The sequence below is a fragment of the Paenibacillus sp. P4_E11 genome (assembly GCF_056401635.1).
This window is the reverse complement of the sequence record NZ_JBFUIX010000149.1, coordinates 1-8,003: the sequence shown is the minus strand read 5'-3', so window position 1 is coordinate 8,003 and position 8,003 is coordinate 1. Positions and strand designations below refer to the sequence as shown.

At 47.3% G+C, this 8,003-nt stretch carries 8 protein-coding genes; 7 read left to right on the top strand and 1 reads right to left on the bottom strand.

The genetic code is table 11. The features are described from left to right. Window positions 1-627, bottom strand: a 627-nt coding sequence (locus AC1DWB_RS29515) for a nuclease/transposase family protein (RefSeq protein WP_477544676.1), incomplete at its 3' end; no start/stop codon positions are given. A 736-nt stretch (window positions 628-1,363) separates the two neighbouring features. Here AC1DWB_RS29515 and AC1DWB_RS29510 point away from each other — a divergent pair. The 7 genes from AC1DWB_RS29510 to AC1DWB_RS29480 form a co-directional block, all read left to right on the top strand. Next, window positions 1,364-2,842 carry an Lsa family ABC-F type ribosomal protection protein gene (locus AC1DWB_RS29510; protein WP_477544675.1) on the top strand — a complete coding sequence of 493 codons (1,479 nt, stop codon included), beginning with the start codon at window positions 1,364-1,366 and terminating at the stop codon, window positions 2,840-2,842. 105 nt (window positions 2,843-2,947) lie between these two features. Further along, window positions 2,948-3,934, top strand: a complete 987-nt coding sequence (locus AC1DWB_RS29505) for a Gfo/Idh/MocA family protein (RefSeq protein WP_477544674.1) — start codon at window positions 2,948-2,950, stop codon at window positions 3,932-3,934. A 33-nt stretch (window positions 3,935-3,967) separates the two neighbouring features. Then, on the top strand, window positions 3,968-4,981 hold the full coding sequence (locus AC1DWB_RS29500; protein ID WP_477544673.1) for an AraC family transcriptional regulator: 1,014 nt from the start codon (window positions 3,968-3,970) through the stop codon (window positions 4,979-4,981). A gap of 17 nt (window positions 4,982-4,998) precedes the next feature. Further along, window positions 4,999-6,093, top strand: coding sequence for a Gfo/Idh/MocA family protein (locus AC1DWB_RS29495; protein ID WP_477544672.1), 1,095 nt, complete (start codon window positions 4,999-5,001; stop codon window positions 6,091-6,093). Window positions 6,094-6,398: 305 nt separating this feature from the next. After that, window positions 6,399-6,755 carry a YflT domain-containing protein gene (locus AC1DWB_RS29490; protein ID WP_477544671.1) on the top strand — a complete coding sequence of 119 codons (357 nt, stop codon included), beginning with the start codon at window positions 6,399-6,401 and terminating at the stop codon, window positions 6,753-6,755. Window positions 6,756-6,777: 22 nt separating this feature from the next. After that, entirely contained in the window at window positions 6,778-6,999 is a 222-nt protein-coding gene (locus tag AC1DWB_RS29485) for a hypothetical protein (RefSeq protein WP_477544670.1), read from the top strand. Between the two features lie 410 nt (window positions 7,000-7,409). After that, window positions 7,410-8,003: NADPH-dependent FMN reductase (locus AC1DWB_RS29480; RefSeq protein ID WP_477544669.1), on the top strand; the 594-nt coding region annotated here is incomplete at its 3' end.

Below are 8,003 nucleotides of genomic sequence, written 5' to 3'. Positions count from 1 at the left end.
GTGTATGCTCCTTACTTTTCTTCCTGTGATGATGACAGCTTTGTTTTCTGTGGTCGTCGCTGTGATGGAATGAATTTCACCCAAATCAACACCAACAACTTGATTTCCTTGGTTTTCCGTTGCTGCTTTCCCATCTTCATAGCTCATGGCTACCATCAGTTTCCGGTCAAACACAAGTTCAATTTCTTTGATTTCTGCATTTGGCAAGTGAGGTACGGTGATTTGGATCGGTCGTTGTCGTTTCCCGTCTTGAATACCTAAACTCAGTTCAATCACATTGCCTTCTATTTTGAACGATTGGTCTACCCATTTCGTATTGAAATGCTTTTTATTCTTGTAGGGGTACTTTCTATTTAAACCTTTGCTTATAGTTTGTTTTGCGCTGTCTCGTGCAAATATATATTTATGGCTAACCGCTTGTATGGACTGTGAATGCAAGGGAAATCGATGTTTCAATGCTGCTTGAAGTTTTGTTTTTCCAATCCATTTTCCGTTGTGTTGGGTGGCAAAGTCCTTGGCAAGAGATAGGCACTCGTTCCAAATTTGTGCTGAAATGCGATTGCACTCAAATAGTCGATCCAGGTTGGCTTTTGAAGTTTGAAACGCTGTTTTCACACATCGGATCACTTCGTTTTCTCCTCCTTTCCTGATTCTCGATAGGGTCAAAATGGTAATAGATGATCCTGCCGTTTCTGAACATGTAATCAGATTTATCGGCTCTTGCCTACCTTCCCACATCAAAAAATAAGAACGTTTGTTTGAACTGATTATACCAAACAAATGTTCTCATTGACAGCGCTTTCTGAGCTAATGATAGGATACAATCTATCATTATGCAATTTCGATAGTTCCATGTTAGGATGCTCTGAATAGAACGTGAACATGATCGTTGTTGTAACTCCATTTCCTTGTTGGAAAATGTTGTAGTTTTTTCGACTTCGTTCAAAAAAGCCATTAGCGATTGTAATAGGCAATTGGATTTAGTTCAAAGTCAATAGCTTTAGGCTTCGCCTAGCCGAAACTCATCCCCTCCCCTGAAGAGGAAGGGGACTTCTCTCGGAAAGAAGTTAAATGGAGTTTGTTGAAATTTATAAAAAGGTATGATACGATACTTCTAATTTAATGATTGGAGTTGAAAAGGATAATGTAATTTTTTCTTGCTAATTATAAAAATAATAAAACAATACAAGCGGTATTTTTCGCATGTTTTATTTTTTATAGGCAAGAAAGTTACTATATCTTTTCACTCAAACAATATATCCTTATCTAACTCCGTAGTGGGTTGGATTTGCTGTATTTAATTGAGCTACAAGAAAGTAACTTTCTTGTAGCTTTTATTTTTTTCATACAGGAGGAATAGTTTATGTCATTAATAAATGTTACAAACCTAACGTTTGCTTATGATAGCAGTTACGATAACATATTTGAGAATGTAAGTTTTCAAATTGATACCGATTGGAAATTAGGATTTACGGGGAGAAACGGTAGAGGGAAGACAACATTTCTCAACTTGTTGCTTGGAAAATATGAATACAGCGGAAATATTTCTGCTCATGTCAGTTTTGAATATTTCCCTTTCCATGTCGAGAACAAGGAAAACAATACGCTTGATTTAATCAACGATATTTATCCAGACTATCTGCATTGGAAATTAGTGCGTGAGCTTTCATTGCTTAAGGTTTCAGAAGAGGTTTTATATCGGCCCTTTGATTCATTGTCTAACGGAGAGCAAACGAAAGTGTTATTGGCTGCATTATTTATTAAGGAAAATAGTTTTCTGTTGATTGATGAACCAACCAATCATCTTGATATGCATGCAAGAAAACTGGTCAGTGATTATCTCAATACCAAAAGTGGATATATTTTGGTGTCTCACGACAGATCATTTCTTGATAACTGTGTAGACCACATCCTTTCAATCAATAAGACCAACATTGAAATTCAAAAAGGTAACTTTTCCAGTTGGTGGGAAAATAAAAAGAGACAAGATAACTTTGAGCTTGCAGAGAACGAAAAGCTAAGAAAAGACATTAAACGATTGTCGGATTCTGCTAAGCGAACGGGCAACTGGTCACACGCAGTGGAGCAAACAAAAAACGGAACAAGAAATTCCGGTTCTAAGGTAGATAAAGGATATATTGGCCACAAGGCTGCTAAAATGATGAAACGCTCTAAAGCAATTGAGCAAAGACAGCAAACTGCTATTGAGGAAAAGTCTAAGCTCCTTAAAAATATCGAAAACTCTGACAGCTTAGAAATTTCGCAACTTGCTTTTCATAAAAACCAACTCGCTGAGCTTGATCAGGTTTCGATTTTTTACGGTGAGAAGATGGTTTGTGCTGATATAAGTTTTACTATTGAGCAAGGGGAGCGAATTGCTATTTCGGGTAAAAACGGCTCAGGAAAATCAAGTATCATCAAACTTATTTGCGGTGAGGATCTAAACTATACAGGCACCTTCAGGAAGGATAGTCAGTTGGAAATATCCTATGTATCACAGGACACCTCCCATCTTCAAGGCAATTTATCTGACTATGCTGCGAACAACGGGATTGATGAAAGCCTTTTTAAATCGATTTTACGAAAGCTTGATTTTTCCAGAATTCAATTTGAAAAGGATATTTCCGCTTTTAGCGGAGGGCAAAAGAAGAAAGTGCTGATTGCAAAAAGTCTGAGTGAGAACGTTCATTTGCATATTTGGGATGAACCTCTTAATTTTATTGATATTATTTCTCGTATGCAAATTGAAGAGTTACTGCTTGAATACTCGCCAACTATTCTTTTTGTGGAGCATGACAGGGAATTCTGCAATAATGTGGCTACAAWATTCATTGAACTCTAATGTCGCAAAACTATAGTTTTGATGGCACAAAAGTCCACTATTGCAAATGTTGCGTATATGGTATCTTCACATTGTGTCGTATATTTAAAGTAAAGGGTGAGACTTGTGATTCGAGTTGGAATGATCAGTTATTGGCATGTGCATGCGGAAGATTATACGCGACAGGTGATCGCCAATCCAGAAACCGAAATCGCGTCAATTTGGGACGAAAACCCCGAGCGAGGAAGAGAAAAAGCGGCCAAGTACGGCGTTCAATATTATGAATCGTTGGACGACATGTTGAAGAATGGTGGAATTGATGCGGTTGTTGTGGATGCACCTACGAATATTCACCGTGAGGTTATGGTGAAGGCGGCGAAAGCCGGCAAACACATCTTCACGGAAAAAGTGGTGGCTGCGACATACCAAGAAGTACGGGACATTCTTGCAGCCGTCCGTGACGCCGGTATTAAGCTGACAGTATCACTGCCGCGGCTCTACCATGGGTATACGCAGGCGATCGAGACTGTGCTGGCACAAGAGCTACTCGGTCGTCTGACCCTTGCCCGCGCTCGGTTATCGCACGGCGGCGCCATCGCGAATTGGCTCCCTGCGCATTTCTATTCACTGGAACAATGTCGCGGCGGCGCGCTGATCGACCTCGGCTGTCATCCGATGTACTTGGTCCGTCGTTTCCTCGGCGCTCCCGAATCCGTCAGTGCTTCTTTCGGATATGTAACCGGCAAAGAAGTAGAAGACAATGCCGTAGCAACGCTCCAATACGCAAACGGTGCGGTGGGGATCGTCGAGGCTGGCTTCGTTAATCCACATTCTCCATTCTCGATAGAACTTCACGGTACAGAGGGCTCGTTGTTGTTCGGCTTCCCGGACAACCGGTTGCAGATTCGTTACAGCAAGGGCAGCGGAGCCTGGGAAGACATTCCGCTTCCAGACGACGGAACGATGGCCTTCGATCAGTGGGTCGGGCATGTGTTGAACGGAACCGAAGCGACGGACAATATAGAGATGGCCATCGAATTGACAAGATTGATGGAAGCGGCGAATCGTTCCGGAGCGGAAGGTCGTCCTGTAAAGCTAATCGAGCTAGCTTAAATAAGGATTAACAAAGCATATGGAGGATAAGACATGCGCAAGGGGAAGGGGATCAACCAAGAAGACAAGCCGCGCTTCGAACGGAAGGCGGCACCGCTGCCATTCCCGTTCGCTCGGATGCTGCCCAACCCTCATGCGCTTGATCGATTGGACATCCGCTTCAGGTGGGGTGACTTCGGCGTTCGCGTGCTTCGCTGCCACCTGGCGATATTCGGTAAGGGTAATTTCATCCCTACTCATAAACATTCGGAATTCGAATTCCACTTTATTGCTAAGGGTAAGGGCAATGTAACCATCGTGGATCAGACCTATGATTTGCACGAAGGACAGTTCTACGTAACGGGTCCAGACGTTATTCACTCCCAACAATCCGACTCCGAGGATCCTATGCATGAGTTGTGCTTGCATATTGAGTTCATTCCCTTGAAGCCGATAGATGGCGGAGCGGATGGAGGGTGGGGGGCAGAGCTGGAGCGCAGTGAAGCCGAGACGTGTATCGGCGTACTGAACAGCGTTCCCTTAACTACAGTCTGGGACACATACAACGCGATGGGCGGATTTCTCGATGCATACCGGGCCTGGGAGGAGCAGCCGCCAGGTTTCTACACGCTCCTTAAGCAGGCCGTCATCCAGATATTGCTGCGCTCGACCCGTGTATTCGGCGCAGCCAGCTCGGAACCCGGCATTCCAGAGAGGGACATGAATGGCCATCGCTACGAACTTGCGACCCAATACATTCAGGACAATGAGAGCCGGCCGATCTCGCTAGAGGAAGTGGCCGAGCGGGTCAACGTCAGCTCCCGTCAGCTACAACGCATCTTCCAAAGCGAAGGCCGGACGACGTTCCGCGACTATTTGGAGCATGTACGGCTCTCGGCGGTGTGCGCCGATCTGCTCAACACGGGCCGCTCCATCGAGGAGATTGCTTTAGCCCATGGTTATGCGACGCCGACCTATTTGTTTCCCGTATTCAAACAGAAGTATGGCATGACACCAGCAGCCTACCGACGCATGCAAGATGGAGGGGCAACGCCTGATACCCTCTAATGGAAGGAAGCGTACCCATGAGCAAGAGATTGAAGATTGGCATTATTGGTAGCGGAGGCATTGCCAGATCGCACGTCGCCAGTTACCGAAAGCTCCCATACGTAGATATCGTCGCAGTGGCCGATGTTGTTCCCGGACGGGCGAAGCAGTTCGTCGAAGACCAAGGCTTGACCGAAGCGGCCGCATTCGACAGTCATCTGGAGCTGCTTCAGCAGGAGCTGGATGGTGTCAGTATCTGCACACCGAACGTCTCGCATCACCGCACTGCAGTTGACTCGCTACGCGCAGGCAAGCAGGTTCTGCTGGAAAAGCCGATATCTGTGACGCTACAAGAGGCGTTAGAGATGGCGGAGACCGCCCGCGAGACGGGCAATATGCTGACGATCGGCTTTCAGCCGCGCTATGACCCGAACATGAAGCGGCTGCAGGAGATCGTTCAATCCGGCCGCCTCGGAGACGTATATTACGTGGAGACGGGCGGCGGCCGCCGGCGGGGTATGCCAGGCGGCACGTTTATCAGCAAGGCGCTGGCGGGCGCTGGCGCAATGGCGGACATCGGCTGTTATTCACTCGACATGGCACTTAATACGCTCGGGTATCCGCGTCCGCTGACAGTATCGGCGTACACGTCGAGCCATTTCGGCCGCAACCCGCTGCACCACAAAGAAGCGGATCGCTTCGAGGTCGAAGACTTCGGGGTCGCGCTTGTCCGGTTCGAGAATGATCTGGTGCTGAACTTCAAGATCTCCTGGGCGATGCACATGGATACGCTTGGGGCGACGATGTTCCTCGGCAACGAAGCCGGACTGAAGGTGATCCCGTTCGGGACCGGGCCTTGGTCTGGGGTGTGGGATGGCAAAGTCGGCTCGATGATGTTGTTCCACGATGAATTCGGCGGCCATACGCAGACTGAAATTCCGCTGATTCAGCACTCGCTGAACTTGTTCGACGAGAAGGTACGCGACTTCGCGGAAGCGGTCCGAGATGGCCGGCCAGCTCCGATACCGGGCGAACAAATTCTGATCCAGCAAGCGATCATTGACGGTGTGCTACGATCGGCGGAGTCCCGACGTGAGGTTTCCGTGGAGCTGCCACATACTGTTACGGTGTAAAAGGTTCGAGTGAAAAAGACTGTAATTGAAAAAGGCTGTTCCTAAAGGGCCCCAAACCCTCCTGGAACAGCCTTTTATATTCAACTGAAATAGGCCAAGGGAGACGAGAGCTGAATAAGCAATTGTAAACGAGGCTGCCGACATCGAACGGCAGCCTCGTTATGCTTAAGTTAGGATGGACCGCTGCTAGCCTACTCATTGATTCACCTCCCCTTTCACGGGGTAAGGAATGTAAGTCAGGCGATTGCGGATACGATTGCGTAGATGGTCGCACTGGCGACGAATCCAACCCGGAGGTGTTTCCTATGAAACCGAATCATTATATCAAAGTCTTAGACAATGCAGCCCGCGCGATGGAAGCGGTCGATCGGCTTCACCGACAAGGTATCCAGCGCGAGGACATTTATGTGCTCGCTCATTCCAAGGACCGTACGAACGAACTAGCGGAAGCGGCAGATATTAATACAATCAGTGTGGAAGAGGAAGGCCTCCTGACCACGATGGCGAATCTGTTCCGCTCGAGAGGTGACGAGCTACGCGCGAAGCTCATCGCAACAGGTTTAACGAAGTTGGAAGCCGATATGTACGAGGCCGAACTGGACCGCGGCAAAGTGCTGCTTCTGGTCGTCAACCTCCAACACGCTTCGGCTTCGCGATTATAATTCTAATCTGGAGGTGTGTTCCATGTCACAGCTAATCGCGATATTCGAGCGTCAAGCTCAAACCGTAGAAGCGATCGAGGCGTTGCGGCAATATCTGGGGGCGTGGATCGACCAAAGCCGTCTACTTGTCGTAGTCGAGAGCGACCCCAATAACGAAGATATCGCGAGCAAGCCCTACGCCACCACGGTGCCACTCATCTTCATTAGCATTCTTTCCAACATGGAGCCATACAGAAGCCGGTGACCTGTAGTCGCTGGCTTCTGGTTTTGTTTCCAAGCTTCCATGATGCAAAAAACGAAAAAGACCACCCCAGGCCCACGTTTGCGGCCTACTGAGGATGGTCTCCTTTCTGATATTACAGCCTCATTTCCCCATTCTAGAACATCGGGAAAACATATTTGACGAGGAGGTATTAGGCTCCGAAGAAAATGACAATATAGGACGCATACTTGATGAAAGTAGAGGCGACTTGACTCGAATCCATCCGCTTCCTGTTGATTGCTTGAAGAAAAGTGAAATTGACTCTTGACCCTGACACTAATGTCAGCGTATAAAATGAAACCGAATCGTTCAAGAGTGAACCGAAAAGAGTTTAAAAAACCATCAGGATGATGAAACGACATTATATTCCATACATTGGGGAGGAAACAAACATGCTCAAGATTGCCATCATTATCGGAAGTACACGTCCGGGACGAAACGGAGAAACCGTAGCCCGCTGGGTGTACGATATCGCGAACAAACGCAGAGACGCTGAATACGAACTCGTGGATATCGCAGATTATCATTTACCTTTGCTTGATGAACCGATGTCGCCGGTCATGGGCCAATATACAAAGCAGCACACGCAGATTTGGTCGGAGAAGATCGCTTCATTCGACGGATACATTTTCGTAACACCGACGTACAACCGTGCAACGTCCGGGGCGCTCAAGAACGCCATCGATTACTTGTACAAGGAGTGGAACAACAAGGCAGCCGGCCTGGTAAGCTATGGGGCGTCAGGTGGTAGTAGCGCCATGGACAGCCTGAGATTGATTTTGTCGGAGCTCCGAATTGCCCACGTTCGTTCACAGGTCAGCTTTTCACTCCACACTGATTTTGAAAACTACCGTACTTTCAAACCGACGCCGCATCATGTGAAAACGGTTAACGCCATTCTAGACGAGGTTGAAGCATGGGGAGGGGCATTGAAGACGCTAAGAAACACAGAAGTGCATGCAGAAGAAACACAGAAGTGCATGCAG